General features: G+C 63.4%; 12 protein-coding genes. 3 read left to right on the top strand and 9 right to left on the bottom strand.

Going from position 1 to position 17,860, the window contains the following annotated elements; translation table 11 throughout:
- Nucleotides 1-46 precede the first annotated feature (46 nt).
- Nucleotides 47-772 (top strand): 16S rRNA (uracil(1498)-N(3))-methyltransferase, encoded by a 726-nt coding sequence (locus F2P45_RS22060; RefSeq protein WP_166879983.1) that lies wholly within the window; start codon nt 47-49, stop codon nt 770-772.
- A gap of 192 nt (nt 773-964) precedes the next feature.
- Here F2P45_RS22060 and F2P45_RS22055 read toward each other — a convergent pair whose 3' ends face one another.
- Nucleotides 965-3,727, bottom strand: a complete 2,763-nt coding sequence (locus F2P45_RS22055; protein ID WP_229505223.1) for a TonB-dependent receptor — start codon at nt 3,725-3,727, stop codon at nt 965-967.
- Between the two features lie 465 nt (nt 3,728-4,192).
- On the opposite strand from F2P45_RS22055, the gene F2P45_RS22050 reads away from it, so the two are divergent.
- Nucleotides 4,193-5,818 (top strand): NAD(P)/FAD-dependent oxidoreductase, encoded by a 1,626-nt coding sequence (locus F2P45_RS22050; RefSeq protein WP_166879982.1) that lies wholly within the window; start codon nt 4,193-4,195, stop codon nt 5,816-5,818.
- A gap of 200 nt (nt 5,819-6,018) precedes the next feature.
- On the opposite strand, the gene corA is transcribed toward F2P45_RS22050, so the two are convergent.
- The 5 genes from corA to glnA all read right to left on the bottom strand — a co-directional run bounded on the left by corA (nt 6,019) and on the right by glnA (nt 11,986).
- Complete coding sequence (gene corA / locus F2P45_RS22045) at nt 6,019-6,984, bottom strand: magnesium/cobalt transporter CorA (protein WP_166879981.1); 966 nt, start codon at nt 6,982-6,984, stop codon at nt 6,019-6,021.
- A gap of 92 nt (nt 6,985-7,076) precedes the next feature.
- A complete protein-coding gene (ntrC, locus tag F2P45_RS22040) occupies nt 7,077-8,564 on the bottom strand; it encodes a nitrogen regulation protein NR(I) (RefSeq protein ID WP_166879980.1) in 1,488 nt (495 codons plus the stop codon).
- A gap of 68 nt (nt 8,565-8,632) precedes the next feature.
- Entirely contained in the window at nt 8,633-9,724 is a 1,092-nt protein-coding gene (glnL, locus tag F2P45_RS22035) for a nitrogen regulation protein NR(II) (RefSeq protein ID WP_166879979.1), read from the bottom strand.
- A 136-nt stretch (nt 9,725-9,860) separates the two neighbouring features.
- The gene (locus F2P45_RS22030; protein WP_166879978.1) at nt 9,861-10,376 is read right to left on the bottom strand and encodes a DUF4124 domain-containing protein; all 516 of its coding nucleotides are present in this window, start codon (nt 10,374-10,376) and stop codon (nt 9,861-9,863) included.
- Nucleotides 10,377-10,570: 194 nt separating this feature from the next.
- Complete coding sequence (glnA, locus tag F2P45_RS22025; protein WP_166879976.1) at nt 10,571-11,986, bottom strand: type I glutamate--ammonia ligase; 1,416 nt, start codon at nt 11,984-11,986, stop codon at nt 10,571-10,573.
- Nucleotides 11,987-12,296: 310 nt separating this feature from the next.
- Here glnA and F2P45_RS22020 point away from each other — a divergent pair, with 310 nt between their 5' ends.
- A complete protein-coding gene (locus F2P45_RS22020) occupies nt 12,297-12,755 on the top strand; it encodes a rhodanese-like domain-containing protein (protein ID WP_166879974.1) in 459 nt (152 codons plus the stop codon).
- Between the two features lie 194 nt (nt 12,756-12,949).
- Here the strand turns inward: F2P45_RS22020 and F2P45_RS22015 are convergent, their stop codons facing one another.
- The 3 genes from F2P45_RS22015 to F2P45_RS22005 all read right to left on the bottom strand — a co-directional run bounded on the left by F2P45_RS22015 (nt 12,950) and on the right by F2P45_RS22005 (nt 17,739).
- Nucleotides 12,950-15,928, bottom strand: a complete 2,979-nt coding sequence (locus tag F2P45_RS22015) for a sensor histidine kinase (RefSeq protein WP_166879972.1) — start codon at nt 15,926-15,928, stop codon at nt 12,950-12,952.
- Nucleotides 15,903-17,240 carry a TAXI family TRAP transporter solute-binding subunit gene (locus tag F2P45_RS22010; protein ID WP_166879970.1) on the bottom strand — a complete coding sequence of 446 codons (1,338 nt, stop codon included), beginning with the start codon at nt 17,238-17,240 and terminating at the stop codon, nt 15,903-15,905. The genes F2P45_RS22015 and F2P45_RS22010 overlap by 26 nt, the downstream gene beginning before the upstream one ends.
- 64 nt (nt 17,241-17,304) lie before the next feature.
- Nucleotides 17,305-17,739 (bottom strand): hypothetical protein, encoded by a 435-nt coding sequence (locus F2P45_RS22005; protein ID WP_166879969.1) that lies wholly within the window; start codon nt 17,737-17,739, stop codon nt 17,305-17,307.
- Nucleotides 17,740-17,860: the final 121 nt, after the last annotated feature.

Genomic DNA, 17,860 nt, shown 5'->3' with positions numbered 1-17,860 from the left:
GCGCCTGCCGGCCTCAACTACGCCCTCAACTCTTTACCAGGATTTCATGCCCCGTTTCTATTGCTCCGTGCCGCTGGCGGTTGGCCTCACACTCGACCTGCCCGAGGCGGTCGCCCACCATCTGCATGTGCTGCGCCTGCAGGTCGGCGCCGAACTGTGCCTGTTCAACGGCGACGGCGGCGAATATGTCGCCCACCTGGCCAGCGTGGAAAAGCGCCGCGCCAGCGTCAGCGTCAAGGCGCATGTGGCGCGCGACGTCGAGCTGCCCTACGAAATCACCCTGGCCCAGGCCCTGCCCGAAGCATCCAAGATGGACTGGATCATCGAAAAGGCGGTCGAGATGGGGGTGGCGGCGATCCAGCCGCTGGCCGCGCAGCGCTGCGTGGTGCGCCTGTCGGGCGAGCGCGCCGACAAGCGCCTGGCGCACTGGCAGGGCGTGATCGTGGCCGCGTCCGAGCAGAGCGGGCGCAACCGCCTGGCGCGGCTGGCCCCGGTCGACGACCTGCACCAGTGGAGCGCCCAGCAGGATATGCACAAGCGCATTTTGCTCAGTCCGCGCGGGGGACAGTCGCTGGCCGACTGGGCCAGGCACCAGCCGCCGCAGGCGGTCTCGCTGATGATCGGGCCGGAAGGCGGCTTTACGGTGCAGGAAGAAGACAATGCCATGGCGCGCGGCGCGCTGGCGCTGTCGATGGGGCCGCGCATCCTGCGCACCGAGACGGCCGGGATTGCCGCCGTGGCCGCGCTCAATGCCCTGTGGGGCGGTATGTAAGGCGCTATTCGCCGCACACGCGCCCGGCGCGACTTGATCGTTCGCGCCGGTGGGTGGACACGCCGGCGATCAAGGCCGAGGCCGTGCCTGTCCGGGCCGGGTCCGAATGTCAGACCTGACACCGCAGTGGACGAAAAAAAAAGCGCGTTGCCGAGGCAACGCGCTTTTCGTTGTGACTGACGTTATGTCAGCTTAGAACTTGTAGCTGGTGTTGACGTAGACGGTACGACCCATCGTGTCGGCGTAACGGGCATCGTAACCAATCTGGTGGCCCGACGACGTGCGCAGGGTCAGTGGTGGCTCTTTGTCCATCAGGTTCTTGATACCGCCACGAACTTCCCATTGCTTGCTGATCGCGAACTTGCCCTGGTAGTCGATGGTGCTGTACGAAGGCACGTTCAGACGGATCGGAGCGAGCGACGGTGCTTGGGTCGCCACGTTGTACAGCGTCGTCGACTGGTCGGTGTAACCATTGCGGTAGTTGACCGTCAGCGCGTTGGTCATGTTACCCGTTTCCAGGGTAGCCACGGCTTTGGCGATGTTGCGGAAGGTCACGGCAGCGTTGATGCCGTATTTATCCATGCTGTCGGTCCACTCGTTGTCGGTACCCGGCACGGTGTAGCTGGCCTTGAGCATGTGGGTGCCGTTGACGTTCAGGGTCATCTTGCCGAACGAGTACTTCTCGCCGACGGTCAGGTCCCAGTCGATACCGCGGTTGTGGGTACGGCCGATGTTGATCGGGGCGTTGATGTAGGCCCAGCTCTTGATACCGGTCGCAGGATCGGCGAAGTCGGTGAACAGGTCGCGGAACTTGCCGGCATTGGCGAAGGCCTGGGTCTCGCTGACCGACGATACCTGGTTGGTCATGCGCACATCCCACAGATCGGCGCCGAAGGTCACGCTCGACGATGGCTCGAGGCGGAAACCGATGGTGTACTGCTTCGATTTCTCAGGCTTGAGCTTCTCGTTGCCACCCAGGTACGAGTAGTACTGCAGGCGGCCGGTGCGGCACAGGCTGGCATCGGCCTGGCTCAGGGCTGCCGGGCAGTCATAGGCGGTCGCGGTGTAGCCGTTCGACACCAGGGTGTTGGCGATGTCGTTCTGGTCGGCTACGCGGAAACCCGTTCCATACGAACCGCGCAGCAGCACGGCCGTGGTCGGGGTGTAGCGTGCGCTGATCTTGTAGGTGCTGGCGTCCTGGGTTTCGCCCTTGGTACGGCCGGCAGCCTTGTCTTTCACGCCCGAGTAACGGTCGTAACGGACGGCGGTGGTCACTTCCAGGTCCTTGACGATCGGCAGGGCCAGCTCGGCGAAGGCGCCGGTCGACTCACGCGTGTAGTCGAATTCGGCACTTGGGCTGTAACCGTAGATGGTGCCGTTCTTGGCAGCGGTCGAGGCGGTCTGCACCTGGTTCAGTTCGCGGTATTCAGCGCCGATACCGATGCTGCTTGCGCCGCCCGGCAGAGTGAACAGTTCACGCGAAGCACGCGTGTCGAAGCCGCGCATGTCGGAGTACGCTTCACGTACCGCGCCGTGGAAGATCGAACCGCTGATCTGGTCGGCGGTCGGCGAGCTTGCCGAACCGGTTGGCAGGAACGGGTTGAAGGTCGGGCCGTTGATCAGGCTGCGGAATTCCTTGTTCAACAGGTAGCCGCCGGTGTAGCGCTCTTCCAGTTTGTACTTGGAATAGGTCAGGCCGGCATTCATGTCCCAGCCGCCAACAGTGGCGTCCAGGCCGGTGACGAAGTGGATCACGTCGGTGACGGTCTTGCTGTCACGCGTGCCGAATTCGCTGGCGCGGTAGGTCGCGGTCGCGCTCTTCACATCGCCCTGCTGCGCCGGGTTCAGGAAAGGCTTGACGTACTGGTTGTAGACTGGCGAGTTGAGCGGAACGGCAACGCTGACCGGATTGGCGGCGATACGCGCGGTCAGGTCGAAGCGGCCCAGCGACAGGTCGGCGAAGGCGGTGACGTTGTCCGAGAACTTGATGCGGCCCGAGGTGTACAGGGTGTCGCGCTTCGATTCAGGCACGGTTTCGATGGTCGAGGCACTGTCCACGGCGCAGTAGTTGGCCGCAGGTGTGCTCGACAGGTACGGGAAGAAGCCCTGGGCGCACTGGCCGTTGACGGCGCGGTACGGGTTGAAGCCGACTGCCGAATTGGCCTTGCTGTTGAAAGCCACGTTGACGTTGGCCGCGGTGCCCGAGGTCGAGGTGCGGTCGTAGATGTAGCTCTGGCCGTCGTGGCCCAGTGGAATGTACGAGGTTTTGCTGAATTCGCGCTCGGTCGCCTTGACTTTTTTCTGCTCGTCGTGACGGTAGGTCATCAACAGGTTGAAGCGATTCGTTTCCAGATCGCCGAAGCCCCAGGTGATGCTGGCATTGGCGTTCTTGCCGCCCGGGTTGGTCGGTACCGACACGCCCGCGTCCAGGGTCAGGCCCTGGAAGTTTTTCTTCAGGATGAAGTTGATGACGCCGGCGATGGCGTCGGCGCCGTACAGTGCCGAAGCGCCGTCGGTCAGCACTTCGACGCGCTCAACCGCAGCCATTGGAATCGAGTTCAGATTGACCGCGCTGCCGCTGTCTTGCAGAGGCGCCATGCGGCGGCCGTTCAGCAGGACCAGGGTGTAGCTGCCGCCCAGATCGTGGATCGACGCGGTCGTGCGGCCGCCCGAGTTGGTACCGGCGGCCACGGCTTCAATCGTGAAACCCTGCATCGCTGGCAGTTTCTGGATCAGGTCGGCTACGGTAGTCGCGCCCGAACGTGCGATGACTTCCTTGGAAACCACCTGCACTGGCAGTGCGCCTTCTTTCACAATCCGCTTGATGCTCGAACCGGTGATTTCAACACGCTGGATAGGTGCATCCTGGGCCAGGGCTTGACCGGCAACGAAGCCAGCTAACAGGCCGAGGGCGAGGCGAACGGAACGTACGCCAATCTTCTCTTGAAACATCATTTTTAGAACTCCGTTTAGGATGAGGATAATGACACTACAGCAGCTTGCTTGCACGACAGCCTTTCGGTAGCAAACCACGCTGGCACATTGCCCAGTAGAAAATCACCAGGGCAGGCCGCGCGCGGCAGGGACGTCGCGTCATTTTTCTGCAATGGGCATTATCGGGTCAGCGACAAAAAAATGGCGGCCAAAAAGAACCTAAATGCAACTTTCCTTGCGACTACAGCGAAAATTCTTCGTATGCGTATATGCACCAAATGAAATATTGTGCATTGCAGAAAAATAAGAACAATGAATGAGTCTGTTTTGCAACAAAATTTCTCAGAGAGACAATAATGGACGCGCAGCAACAACTTGACATCGAAAATACCCATGATGCTTACCGCGATTCGCCCATGCGGCGATGCAGCCGGTAAAATAGCGCCCTGCCTTGCTTTCCCTCACCCTGAACCACGAACGACTCCTATGCTGCGAATTAACGAACTCAAACTCCCGCTCGACCATGCCGAAGCCGACCTGCGCCAGGCCATTCTGGCGCGCCTCGGCATTGCCGGCGCCGACTTGCTCGGGTTCAGTGTGTTCAAACGCAGCTACGACGCGCGCAAACGCAGCGCCATCGTGCTGATCTATGCGATCGACGCCGACGTGCGCGCCGAAGCGGCCGTGCTGGCCCGCCTCAAGCACGACGCCCATATCCTGCCGGCGCCCGACACCGGCTACCGGTTCGTGGCCGGCGGCGAGCAATTGCAGGGCCACGACCGCAACGAGCGCCCGGTGGTCATCGGCACCGGCCCGTGCGGCCTGTTCGCGGCGCTGATCCTGGCCCAGATGGGCCTGCGCCCGCTGATCCTCGAGCGCGGCAAGGTGGTGCGCGAGCGCACCGTCGACACCTTCGGCTTCTGGCGCAAGCGCGAGCTGAACCCGGAATCGAACGTGCAGTACGGCGAAGGCGGGGCCGGCACCTTTTCCGACGGCAAGCTGTACAGCCAGATCAAGGACCCCAAGCATTACGGACGCAAGGTGCTGACCGAGTTCGTCAAGGCCGGCGCGCCCGATGAAATCATGTACGTGAGCAAACCGCACATCGGCACTTTCCGCCTGGTCAAGATGGTCGAACAGATGCGCGAAAACATCATCGCGCTGGGCGGCGAATACCGCTTCGAGAGCAAGGTGAGCGATATCGAGGTCGAGGGCGAGGGAGAACAGCGCCAGATCCGCGGCGTGACCCTGGCCAGCGGCGAGCACATCCCCACGCGCCACGTGGTGCTGGCCATCGGCCACAGCGCGCGCGATACCTTCGAGATGCTGTACGAGCGCGGCGTGTATATCGAAGCGAAGCCGTTTTCGGTGGGATTCCGGGTCGAGCACCCGCAGTCGCTGATCGACGCCTGCCGTTTCGGTCCGAACGCCGGCAACAAGATCCTGGGCGCGGCCGACTATAAACTGGTGCACCACGCCGCCAACGGCCGCTCGGTGTACAGCTTCTGCATGTGCCCGGGCGGCACGGTGGTCGCCGCCGCCTCGGAGCCGGGACGCGTGGTCACCAACGGCATGAGCCAGTACTCGCGCAACGAGAGAAATGCCAACAGCGCCATCGTGGTCGGGATTACGCCGGCCGACTATCCGGGCCACCCGCTGGCCGGCATCGCCCTGCAGCGCCAGCTGGAAGAAGGCGCGTTCGCGCTCGGCGGCGGCACCTACGACGCGCCGGGCCAGCTGATGGGCGACTTCGTCAAGGGCCGCGCCTCGACCGCCTTCGGCTCGGTGGTGCCCTCGTTCAAGCCGGCGGTGCACCTGACCGACCTGGCCACCGCCCTGCCCGACTACGCGATCGTCGCCATGCGCGAAGCCTTTCCGGCGTTTGACAAGCAGATTCGCGGTTACTACCAGGAAGACGCGGTGCTGACCGGCGTGGAAACGCGCACCTCGTCGCCGATCCGCATCAAGCGCCGCGACGACGACTTGCAAAGCCTGAACACGCGCGGCCTGTTCCCGGCCGGCGAAGGGGCCGGCTACGCGGGCGGGATCTTGTCGGCGGCGGTGGACGGGATCAAGGTGGCCGAAGCGGTAGCCTTGTCGATGGCGCGGTAAGCAAGGCAGGTACAGGTACACTATCCGCACGCCGCATGACTCAAGAGTCGAGCGGCGCACGCGAAACCTCATGCGTCACGCCTGGCCAATCGTCTTGCCGAGCACTGGACCAGAGCGCCAATGCGGCGCGGCGGTGGCGACGTCATCTCCAGCGTGTCCATGGCAGTGCTCCCGGCGCAAACAGATGGTTGGCGACCGGGCTACAGCCAGCCCGACTTCCTGAACCGATAATACAGGTAGAAGCACACGCTGATCATGATGGACAGCGCGGCCAGGTAGCCGAAATGCCATTTCAGCTCCGGCATGAATTCGAAGTTCATCCCCCACACGCCGGCGAACGCGGTAAACACCGCGAAGATCGCGGCCCATGCGGCCAGCCGTTTATTGACTTCGCCATCGTCGATGGCCACCATCGACAGATTGACCTGGATCGCCGTGCCGATGGTGTCGCGGACGGTGTCGAGCGAGGCGTTGATGCGCTGCAGGTGGTCGTGCACGTCGCGGAAGTATTCCTGGGTGTCGCGGCAAAACGAGGGCACGCGCCCGCCATGCAGCTTGCCGATGGCGTCGAGCAGCGGCGTGACCGCGTGGCGCAGCACCAGCACCTTGCGCTTGAGTTCATACAGGCGCTCGATATTGTCGCGCTGCGAGCCGCGGATGAAAATCCGGTCTTCGATGGTTTCGAGCTCCGATTCGAGCGCGTCGACCACCGGAAAATAGCGGTCGACCACCGCGTCCATCAACGCATACAGCACGAACGAGGACCCCTTGGCCAGCAGGTGCGGTTCGCGTTCGGCGCGCGCGCGCACGCCGAGAAAACCGCGCATCACATTGTTGCGCACCGAGAGCACGTAATTCTCGCCGACGAACATGGCCACCTGGCCGACGCTCAGTTCATCGCCATCGGTTTCGACCGTCTGCACCACCACGAACAGCGAGTCGCCGTACTCCTCGATCTTGGGACGCTGGTGGCCGCGCAGCGCGTCTTCCACCGCCAGTTCGTGCAGGCCGAATTCGTGCTGCATGATGGCCAGTTCGTCCGGCTGGGCGTCCTTCAGTGCCACCCACACGAAGCAGTCGGGTTGTTGAATGTAGTCGCTGATGGCTTCGACGGAAATGTCGGACAGCTTTTTGCCTTCCTGGTAGGCGACGCAGTTGATCAGCATGGTGGTTCCAACGATAAATTGGACAGAAGTTTACACCATGCCGCAGCTGGACGGGAGCACAGGGGGACGCCCCCCTGCCTCCCGTCATCGTCCTATTCGTCCTTGGCGCCATCGATCCCCAGTTCGGCGATCTTGCGCGTGATGGTGTTGCGCCCGATCCCGAGGCGCACCGCCGCATCGTTCTTGCGCCCGTGCGTGTGCTTGAGCGCCGTCTTGATCAGGGCCGACTCGAACTGCCGTCCCAGCACGTCCATCACTTCCGACTGCCCCGCCGCCAGCATGCTGGCCGCCTGCAGCTCCAGCAAGCCAATCCAGCCGCCGGCCGCGCCCAGGGCCGCCATGCCGGCGCCGGCAGTGCCGGCCTGGCCGTTGGCCTGCGTGGCGGCGCTCTCGCCCATTGCCGGCGCCAGCGCGGTGTCGGCCGCGCCTTCCTGCGTCAGTTCGAGCGGCATGTCCTTCACTTCCACCGTTTGCCCGGGCGCCATCACGGTGATCCAGTTGCACAGGTTTTCCAGCTGGCGCACATTGCCCGGCAAATCGAGCCCGGTCAGGAAATGCAGCGCCGGATCGCTCATGCGCTTGGCCTCGACCCCGAGCTGGCGCGCGCTCTGCACCAGGAAGTGGCGCACCAAAAGGGGGATATCTTCGCGCCGCTCCCGCAAACTGGGCAGGCGCAGGCGGATCACGTTCAGGCGGTGGTACAAGTCTTCGCGAAACAGGCCGTCGCGCACGCGCTGTTCCAGGTTCTGGTGGGTGGCGGTGATGACGCGCACATTGGCCTTCATCGGCTGGTGCCCGCCGACCCGGTAGAAGTGGCCGTCCGAGAGCACCCGCAGCAAACGCGTTTGCAGGTCGAACGGCATGTCGCCGATTTCATCCAAAAACAGCGTACCGTTTTCGGCCTGCTCGAAGCGCCCGCGGCGCGTGGTCTGCGCACCCGTGAAGGCGCCGCGTTCGTGGCCGAACAGTTCGGATTCGAGCAAGTCCTTCGGAATGGCCGCGGTGTTCAGGGCGATGAAGGGCTGCTGCGCGCGCGGGCTGTGCTTGTGCAGCGCGCGCGCCACCAGTTCCTTGCCGGTCCCCGATTCGCCGGTGATCAAGACCGTCACGTTCGACTGCGACAGGCGCCCGATGGCGCGGAACACTTCCTGCATGGCCGGGGCCTGGCCCAGGATTTCGGGCGTGTCGGTCGGTCCCGATTCGACGCTGGTCTCGCGCAGGCTCTCCTCCAGCGCGCGCCGGATCAGTTCGACCGCCTTGTCGATATCGAAGGGCTTGGCCAGGTATTCGAAGGCCCCGCCCTGGAAGGCGGCGACCGCCGAATCGAGGTCCGAGAACGCGGTGATGATAATGACCGGCAGGCCGGGATAGCTGGCCTTGACGGTCTGCAGCAGGTCCAGCCCCGACTCGCCCGGCATGCGGATGTCGGACACCAGCACTTGCGGCGTATCGAATTCGAGCGCCGCCATCGCATCGCGCGCGTTCGAAAAGCTTTTGGTCGCGAGGTTCTCGCGTGCCAGGGCTTTTTCAAGCACCCAGCGGATGGAGGCGTCGTCGTCGACTATCCAGATTGGTTTCATGTGTTCGCGCTTCCCCGCAATATGGATCTTCAATTGATGGGACCCGGACGACAAGGCTGGTGCGCGGCTTATGGCAGCGGCAACAGGATCCTGAAATCCGTAAATCCAGGCCGGCTTTCGCACTCGATCACACCCATGTGCTGCTGCACGAAGGTCTGCGCCAGTGTCAGCCCCAGACCGCTGCCGCCCTCCCGTCCCGATACCAGGGGATAGAAAATGCGGTCGCGGATCTGCGGCGGGATGCCCGGTCCATTGTCGATGATATGCAAGTCTAATGCCAGCCCGTAGCGGACCTTGGCCAGGGTCACCTGGCGCGCCACGCGGGTCTTGAAAATGAGCTCGGCCTCGCCCGCCACAATCCGCTCCGACAGCGCCTGCGCCGCATTGTGGGCGATATTGAGCACGGTCTGGATCAGCTGCTCCTTGTCGCCCCTGAACTCGGGTATCGAGGCGTCGTAGTCGCGCCGGATGGTGAGCCCCGCCGGGAACTCGGCCAGCATCAGGCTGCGCACCCTTTCGAGCACTTCGTGGATATTGACGTCGCCGACGATGTGCGGGCGCCGGTGCGGCGCCAGCAGGCGGTCGACCAGGGTTTGCAGGCGGTCCGCTTCCTTGATGATCACCTGGGTGTATTCGCGCAGCTGGGTCAAGTGCAGCGCCGGCAGTTCGAGTTCGAGCAGCTGCGCCGCGCCGCGGATGCCGCCCAGCGGATTCTTGATCTCGTGCGCCAGGTTGCGCACCAGCTCCTTGTTGACCTGGCTCTGGTCGAGGATGCGCTCCTCGCGGTCCAGTTTCAGTTGCTGGACGTTCTCGCGCAGCTCGATCACGATGCCCCACTCGCCTGCCTCGCTGACGATGCTGTGCACATGCAGCGGTTCGCGCCCGCTGCGCTCGAGCGTCAGGTCCTGGCGCAGGTCGGCATATTTATGGGCCAGCGCCTGCTGGCACAGATTGGTCAGCTCCTCGGCGTTGAGGAACAGCGTGTGCAGCTGCTGGCGTTGCAGGGCGCGCAGCGAGCTTTCGAGCAGGTTTTCGCAGGCGGCGTTGGCGAAGGTGATGGCGCCGCTGGCGTCGACCAGCAGCACGGCCGACGCCAGCAGGTCGAGGCCGGCCATGCCGTCGCGCCGCGGGGACGCGGCCGGAGTAACAAGCATAGTCATGGGAGCTCGCAAAACCGTAGCGAGCGGCGCAAGTTTGTCCCGAGAAGCGGAGCCGTACGAAGGTACGGTGAGCATCGCAGGACTTTCGTGTCCCGGGAGAAAATTGCGTCGCGCAGTAGGGTTGGCGAGTCTCCCATCATTTGATGTTGGAGATTTCGCGTCGCAGCGCTTCGATGTTTTTCTCGGCGCGCGCGATGTTGTCGGCCATTTGCTTGACCCGCTCTTCGTACTTGGCGTAGTTCTTCTCGTTGCCCTGGCGTTCAGGCTCGCCCTTGTTGTATTCGCGTTTGAGTTCGGCCAGCTTCTTCTCTTCGGCGCGCAGCTCTTCGTTGAGGATTTCACGCCGGTCGGCGTCGCGCGCACGCTGCTCGCTGCCGCCCACCTTGGGGAAATCGGTCGGCGTCGTCACCGGCTTGGCGGGACCGGTATTCTTGCGGCCGGACGGCGCCGGGATATTGTTCGGCACATCGAGCTGCTTGCAGCCGCTCCTGGGGTTGTCGGTCAACTCCTTCTTGCCATTGGCATCGACGCACAAATAGATGTCGGCCCGGGCCAGCGGTTGCACGCCCAGGCCGGCGAGCAGCGCCAGCGCCAGTGCCAGTACAGGCAAGGTTGGCGAGCGCAGCGGGCGGAGCGGGCGAATCCGGGACATCCTCGTTATCATAAGCATCAGCGTTGTTTCACGGAATTCCGTGGAGTAATTAGATTCAACCGAATATACAACATCCAATGAAAAACGCGAGGAAAGCCTTGGCCTTCCTCGCGTTTTTATACCGTAGAGATACGTTTTGATGTCTCTACGGCCACAGGTGCTGCAAGTTGGCAATGCTTGCCAACAAAAAACAATTACAGCGAATAGTACATGTCGAATTCAGCCGGGTGCGTGGTCATGCGCATGCGCTGCACGTCCTGCATCTTCAGTTCGATGTAGGCATCGATCATGCTGTCGCTGAACACGCCGCCACGGGTCAGGAACTCGCGGTCCTTGTTCAGGTTGTCCAGGGCTTCTTCCAGCGAAGCGCAGACGGTCGGGATCAGCGCGTCTTCTTCCGGCGGCAGGTGGTACAGGTCTTTCGACGCTGCTTCGCCCGGATGGATCTTGTTGGCGATACCGTCCAGGCCCGCCATCAGCAGCGCGGCGAAGCACAGGTACACGTTCGCCAGCGGATCCGGGAAGCGCGTCTCGATGCGGCGGCCTTTTGGATTGGCCACGTGCGGAATGCGGATCGAGGCCGAACGGTTCTTGGCCGAGTAAGCCAGCTTGACCGGCGCTTCGTAGCCAGGCACGAGGCGCTTGTACGAGTTGGTGCCCGGGTTGGTGATCGCGTTGAGCGCCTTGGCGTGCTTGATGATGCCGCCGATGTAGAACAGCGCATCTTCCGACAGGCCCGCATAGCCGTCGCCGGCGAACAGGTTTTTGCCGTCTTTCCAGATCGACTGGTGCACGTGCATGCCCGAGCCGTTGTCGCCAACGATCGGTTTCGGCATGAAGGTGGCGGTCTTGCCATAGCTGTGGGCCACGTTCCAGACCACGTATTTCAGGTTCTGGGTCCAGTCGGCGCGCTCGACCAGGGTCGAGAACTTGGTGCCGATTTCATTCTGGCCGGCGCCGGCCACTTCGTGGTGGTGCACTTCGACCGGGATGCCCAGTTCTTCGAGGATCAGGCACATTTCCGAGCGCATGTCCTGGAACGAATCGACTGGCGGCACCGGGAAGTAGCCGCCCTTGACGGTTGGACGGTGGCCGCTGTTGCCGCCTTCGGTCTTGGCATCGGTCGCCCACGACGATTCATCCGAATCGATCTTGACGAAGCAGCCCGACATGTCGATCTTCCAGCGCACGCTGTCGAAGATGAAGAATTCCGGCTCAGGGCCGAAGTAGGCGGTGTCGCCGATGCCGGTCGACTTGAGGTAGGCTTCGGCGCGCTTGGCGATCGAACGCGGATCGCGGTCGTAGCCCTTGCCGTCGGCCGGCTCGATCACGTCGCACTGCATGAACAGCGTGACTTCTTCCATGAACGGATCGATGTTGGCGGTGTTCGGGTCTGGCATGAGCAGCATGTCGGACGCTTCGATGCCCTTCCAGCCGGCGATCGACGAACCGTCGAAGGCGTGGCCCGATTCAAATTTGTCGAGATCGAAGTGCGATACGGGAACCGTTACGTGCTGCTCTTTGCCGCGCGTATCGGCGAAACGGAAGTCCACAAAACGAACCTTCTTATCTTCAACCATCTTCAAGACTTCTGCGGCCGTCATTGCCATGCGTATCTCTCCTAGTATAAATGGGGGGTTGCCGCCCTGGCGGCAAAACTCACAGGGATCATAGCAGAAAGCGTGCCAGCCAGACCACATAGGCCAAAGGCCGCAGCGGCGTTGAAAATGCTGCCAAATGTCACTAAACTCCTGAGTCCCTGTCGGCGGCGAGGCGGTGCCGCCCGGCTGCGCTCGCACTTTATTGGTGCAAACGCGGCCGATTGCACCAGTTTGAGGCGGCATGCACCGAAAAGGGAAAAATGCCGCGCCGTGGTGCGCCGCTCCTATAATAATCGCAAACTTCACCGAGGAATACGCCATGAGTAACGTCGAGACCCTGCTTGCCGCCGCCCGCACCCGCGCGCCGGGCCAACCGTATGCCGGGGCGGTGACGCCGCGGGAAGCCTGGGAACTGCTGCAAAGCGCAGCGCGCGTGCGGCTGGTCGATGTGCGCACCGATGCCGAGCGCGCCTGGGTCGGCAAGGTCGCCATTCCCGCGCAGCAGCATTGCGCGGTGCAGTGGAGCGTGTGGCCGGAGGGCGTGCCCAATCCCGATTTCGTGGAGCAGCTGCAAGCGGTGGCGCAGAAGGATGAAGTGCTGCTGTTTTTGTGCCGCTCGGGCGTGCGCTCGCGCCACGCGGCCAGGGTCGCGACCGAAAACGGCTACGCGCACGCGTTCGATATCCTGGAAGGCTTCGAGGGCGACAAGGATGCGGATGGGCACCGCAAGACGGTGGGAGGATGGTGCAAGGTGGGCTTGCCGTGGATGGGGGCTTGACGCCCGTTCCCCAGAGTCGGCCATTTTGCAACTCCCGCAAGGCGCTGCATCTTGTATGTTCAGCGTTGACCAAAGCGCAATAGTAGAACCCCTCTTGCGAAAAATTTGAGCTACGTCAAAACCAGGAAAAAGTACGAGATGAGTTTTCGAGCAGCAGCGGGAGCACCACAACGCAACCTTAACGTTACAAAGCATCAGTAAGCCATCTTGCCCGGCACCGTCACCGTGATATCCGTCCCCACCCCCGCCTTGCTGTCAATGTCCAGCAGCGCGCCGATGCTGGCGGCGCGCTCGCGCATGCCGACCAGACCCCAATGGCCGGAACGCTGGCCCGCCGCGGCGACGATGGCATCGAGTCCGCGCCCGTTATCGCGGATGCGCATGACGAACGCACTGCCGCTGTAGGCCAGTCCGAGTTCGATCCGGGTGGCGTCGGCATAGCGTGACGCGTTGAACAGTGCCTCGCGCGCGATCGCGTAGACTTCCGCATGCACGTCCGGACGCAGCGTGACCGGGCTGCCCTCGACCTTCATGTCGAACGCGTGCGGCCAGTATTCGGCCAGTGACTGGCCGAACTGTCCCAAGGTCAGTTCCAGCACGTCGTCCGACGATGGCGTGCGCAGGCCCATGATCTGGTCCCGTCCTTCCGCCAGCAACTGCTCCGCCAGATTGAGCGTCTGGTCCAGGCGCGCGCGCTCCGGCGTGCCCTCTTCCACCTTGCGGCTGTGGGCGTCGAACGACATCAGCAGCGCCTGCACGCTTTGCAGCAAGGTGTCATGCAGGGCGCGCGCGACGCGGGTACGTTCCGCCAGGCGTTCCTGCAAGCGCTCCCGCATGCGCTGCGTCAGGTAGCCAATCCGCAGGGCATACGCGGCATACAACAGCAAGACGACCAGCACCACCGCCAGCGCCTTGAACCAGCCGCTTTGCACGAAGGTCGGCGCAATCATGATTTCCAATGTCGCACCGGCGCTGTTCCACAAATTATCCTCGTTCGATCCCATGACCTCGAAGCGATACGTGCCCGGCGCCAGATTGGTGTAATACGCCTGCCGCCGCCCTATCGCTTCCTGCCACGCGCGGTCGAACCCGACCAGCCGGTAGCGCAGGCGCACGCGCTCGGGAATCGACAGACTCAGTGCGGTGAAGTCGATCTGCAGATTGCGCGTCCCCGGCGGCAGCGCGGTCACACGTCCATCGGCAAGCGGATAAGGCATGCCGTCGGCGCTCAGCGCGGTGATATGCACCGGCGGCGCCAGCCGGTTGCGCAAGATGTTGGCCGGATCGATGCTGCCGACCGACACGGCTGTGGCATACCACAGCACGCCATCGCTCGCGCGCTTGAGCGACGGCACCGGCCGCAGTTGCGGCGCATGGCCCTGCATGCCGTCCTGCGCATCGAAGCGCTCGAATGCCAGCGCGCTGTGCGGGTCGTTCAACCATCCGTTCAGATCGGCGCTGGCGATGCGATACAGGCCATCGGCGCCATGCAGCCACAGGTCGCCGCCAGGCTCGCGCACAATGCCCGACACGCCCCGGAACTGTTCATTGCGTTCGCCCTGCAAGGCGCTAAAGCGGCCGTCGCGATACAGCGCGGCGCCGTTCTCACCGCCCACCCACATGCCCTTCCCGTCCGCGTGCAGCGTCAGGATGGTGCCCAGTTTCAGTCCCTGGTCAACGCCAAGCTGGCGTACGGCGTCATTGCCCGCGATGCTGACCTGGCTGCGCAGATGCCCCATCCAGACATTGCCATCGGCATCAACCGCCATCGATGTCGTCAGCAGATCGGGAACGCCGCCCGCCTTGGCCCACGCGCCCTCGACCAGTTTGTACACGCCCTTCCCGGCGGAGAACGCGACCCACAGCGCGCCATGCCGGTCCTGCTGCATGGCGTGCACGCGCAGCCCTGTCAGTTCGTCCGGAAAGCGGAACGCGGTCAGCGTGCCATCGCGCCCGCGCCGCTGCACGCCCTCCATCCCGCCCAGCCACAGCACGCCGTCCGGGGACGTAAAGCTGGCCGTCAGTTTGCCCGCCACTTCGCGGCTGACGCGCCCTTCGCGGTCGAAGCGCCACAGGTCGCCCGCATAGTCGCCCACCCACATCTGGCCGGATGGCCCGCTCACCAGCGCGGGAAACTCCAGTTGCGGGTTGACCGATACCGTGCGCAGGCGATTCGGGCGAAGCCGGTCCATGCCGCGCTGCGTGCCGAGCCACAGATTGCCCTCGCGGTCTTCGAACAGGGCCCCTGGCAGCGGGCCGCTGATGCCGTGTTCCTTCGACAGGCGCTGGTCTGGCAGGCCCGGTGCCAGCCTGCGCTCCAGTCCATCCGGATGCATCATCCACATGGTTCCCTGGCGGTCGAAGCGCATGCCATAGCCTTCGATTTCGGGTGCGGGCGGCGCGCCGGAGGCAGGTTCTGTCGTACGAACGCGGTAGTAGCCCTGCTTGAAGTCGTTGCCCCAGATCGTGCCGTCCGGCGCCTCGCACAGCCAGACCAGCGTGACGTGCGGCCATGCGCGGGAGAAGCGGGTCTCGCCCCGCTTGCGAAACCAGGCGCCCGTGTTGGTGCCGACCCAGGTGGTGCCGTCGCGGGCGAACAGAATCTGGAATACGCCCAGGGCAGGCAGCCCGGACTCCGGACCAAGATAGCGGAAATGGGACTCGCCAGGCGCCAGCACCGCCACGCCGTCGCGCATCGCCGCCCATATGGTCCCATCGGGCGCCGCTTCGATATGCATCACGCCAACCGGCTGCAAGCCGCCGCCTTCCGCATAGGTGTGCGCGCCGTCCTTCCTGAACACCGACACGCCGCCGGCGCGGTAGCCGATCCAGACTGCGCCGTCCGGCGCGGTGGTCAGCGCCATGATATTGCTCGACTCGAGCCGATGTCCGTGGACGGTGTCGGTGCGCTCGAAGCGCACGCCGTCGAAGCGGTACAAGCCGGTTGGCGTTGCGATCCACAGCCAGCCGTCGGGACCCTGCGCAAATTTTGTGACGCCTGTCGGCGCGCCATCGCGCTCGGTCCACGCGGTGTGGGTGTAGTCGGTGAGCAAAGGCCGGGGCGCCGCTGCGCAAGCACATTGATGCGCGGCGAGCGCGATCAGCAGGCACACGGCGCGCAGTGCCCGCAGGATCATCGACGGGCCGCTATTTGGCCGGTGCGATCGCGCCATCGGCGTTTTTCACGCGCTGCCGCACAAAATTGATATGGCTGCGCAGGCCATAGAGTCCATCGGCAAACGCCAGCGGAATCGAAATCTGGTTCACCATTTCTTCGATTTCATCGAGACGCTTCAACAGGCCCGCGCAAATCTGCGCGCGCTGCGGGCCCTGGGCGGCCTCAAGTTCCTGCTCCACGGTGCGCAACTGCCCGTACCAGCGGTACACGCGCGAGCGGATGCGCCACACGTACAAGGGCGGCACCACTTTCGACAGCGGCAGCACCAGCGCGGCCAGCGCCACCACCACGACCCACATCCGGTCGAAGAAATTGGCCAGCCAGAAGCTCATGTAGCGCTGCAGCAGCGGCGCGCCATCCTTGTAGAACTTGGCCGCTTCGCGCGCCACCGGGATTTCGGTGTAGCGCGCCGACGGGAATTGTCCCTGCTGCTGGAACCAGCCGGTGCCGCCGTGGATTTCGCTGGCCGCCTGCACGTACAGGTCGATCAGCGCCGGATGCAGGTCCTCGCGCGCCACCAGGGTCGCGGTCGGGGCGATCAGGTGATAGTCCTGTGCGGGCAAGTCGCGCCCGACGTCGACAATCCCGCGCGGCAGCACCACGTGCGAGACGAACGGCAAGCGCCGCGAATAGGCCTCGGCCTGCGAAAAATCGAACAGCTTGAAGCCCGGCGTTTGCAGCAGCATCTGCACCAGCGGCGCGTCCGGTCCGGAGCTGAAGACCAGGCCATCGATGCGCCCTTCCAGCAGTTCCACCGTGCCCGGCGTGTTTTCCAGCGCGCTGATGGTCAGGTCGCCCGGCTCGACGCCGTTCAACGCCAGCACCTGGCGAAACAGCTTCGGCACGCCGCTGCCTTCCGGCCCGAGGTTGATTTTCAGGCCCTTGAGCTGGGTCAGCTGGGTCACTTGCGCGTCTTCGCGCAGGAACAGCCAGACCGGTTCGGTGAACAGGCTGCCGATCGAGACCAGTCCCTTGCGCTGGGCTTCGGCCTGCTCGGTCGATCCGCTCTGGACAAAGGCGATATCGACCTTGCCTTCATTGAGGTGCTGCAGGTTGTCCTGCGAGCCGAGCGAGCGCTGGAGGGTGACCTTGATGCCGTGCCTGGCCAGCCTGGCCGCGTATTTTTTGCCGAATTCTTCGTAGGCGCTGTTTTCCTGGCCGGTGCCGAGCGTGACGCTGCGCGGCGGCGACGGGTCGACCAGAAAGTAGGCGACCGCGCACAGGGCGACGATGGTGAGGACGGTGGGGCCGGCGGTGGCTACCAGGTCGCGCAACGAGAACTGGGTAAACTTCCGGATTTTGGACATCGCACGTTGCAAAGGTTTCATGGTTCGGTACGATGCCAACAATCGCACAAACATGCAAGGGTAATCATTTCGGGGCGGGGGCGGCTCCCTGCATCAGAGGGAACATGGCCAGAATATTCCACAGCGACAGGATCGGAGCACCAGCCGGCGCCCAAATCTTTACGCCGGCAGGACCGACATGCAAATACTGCGAATGCAATTTGGTCGATTGCGGGTGCGTCCCCTCGACTGGCTCGAGTTCGATCTGCTTTTGAATGCTGTCGAGCGCAATGCTGCTGGTTTTCTTGCCGCTCCAGGAGATGATTTCGCGGTTCGTCAGCAAAGTCCACAAGCTGCTATCGGACCAAAATAGCAAGACCGGATCGCCCGCGCACTGCGCCTGCGCGCATACCTGTGTGCGCCGATGGGCGTCGATATCGGCGACAAGATGGCAGTTTCCTCCGATCATACCGTTCTTGCGGGCCTTCCAGAGAATCCGGTTGGTATAAAAGTCATTCACTGGGCACGCTGACACCTCTCTGTTATTTACATACACATTTACCGGTCCATTTTCTTATACATTTACCGATACATTTACATATACCGTTAACCTAAAAACCGTCTTTCCCGCGAAGGCGGGA

The sequence above is a fragment of the Massilia mucilaginosa genome, from assembly GCF_011682145.1.
Classification (GTDB): Bacteria; Pseudomonadota; Gammaproteobacteria; order Burkholderiales; family Burkholderiaceae_D; genus Telluria_A; species Telluria_A mucilaginosa.
This window is presented reverse-complemented; position numbering and strand designations above follow the sequence as displayed.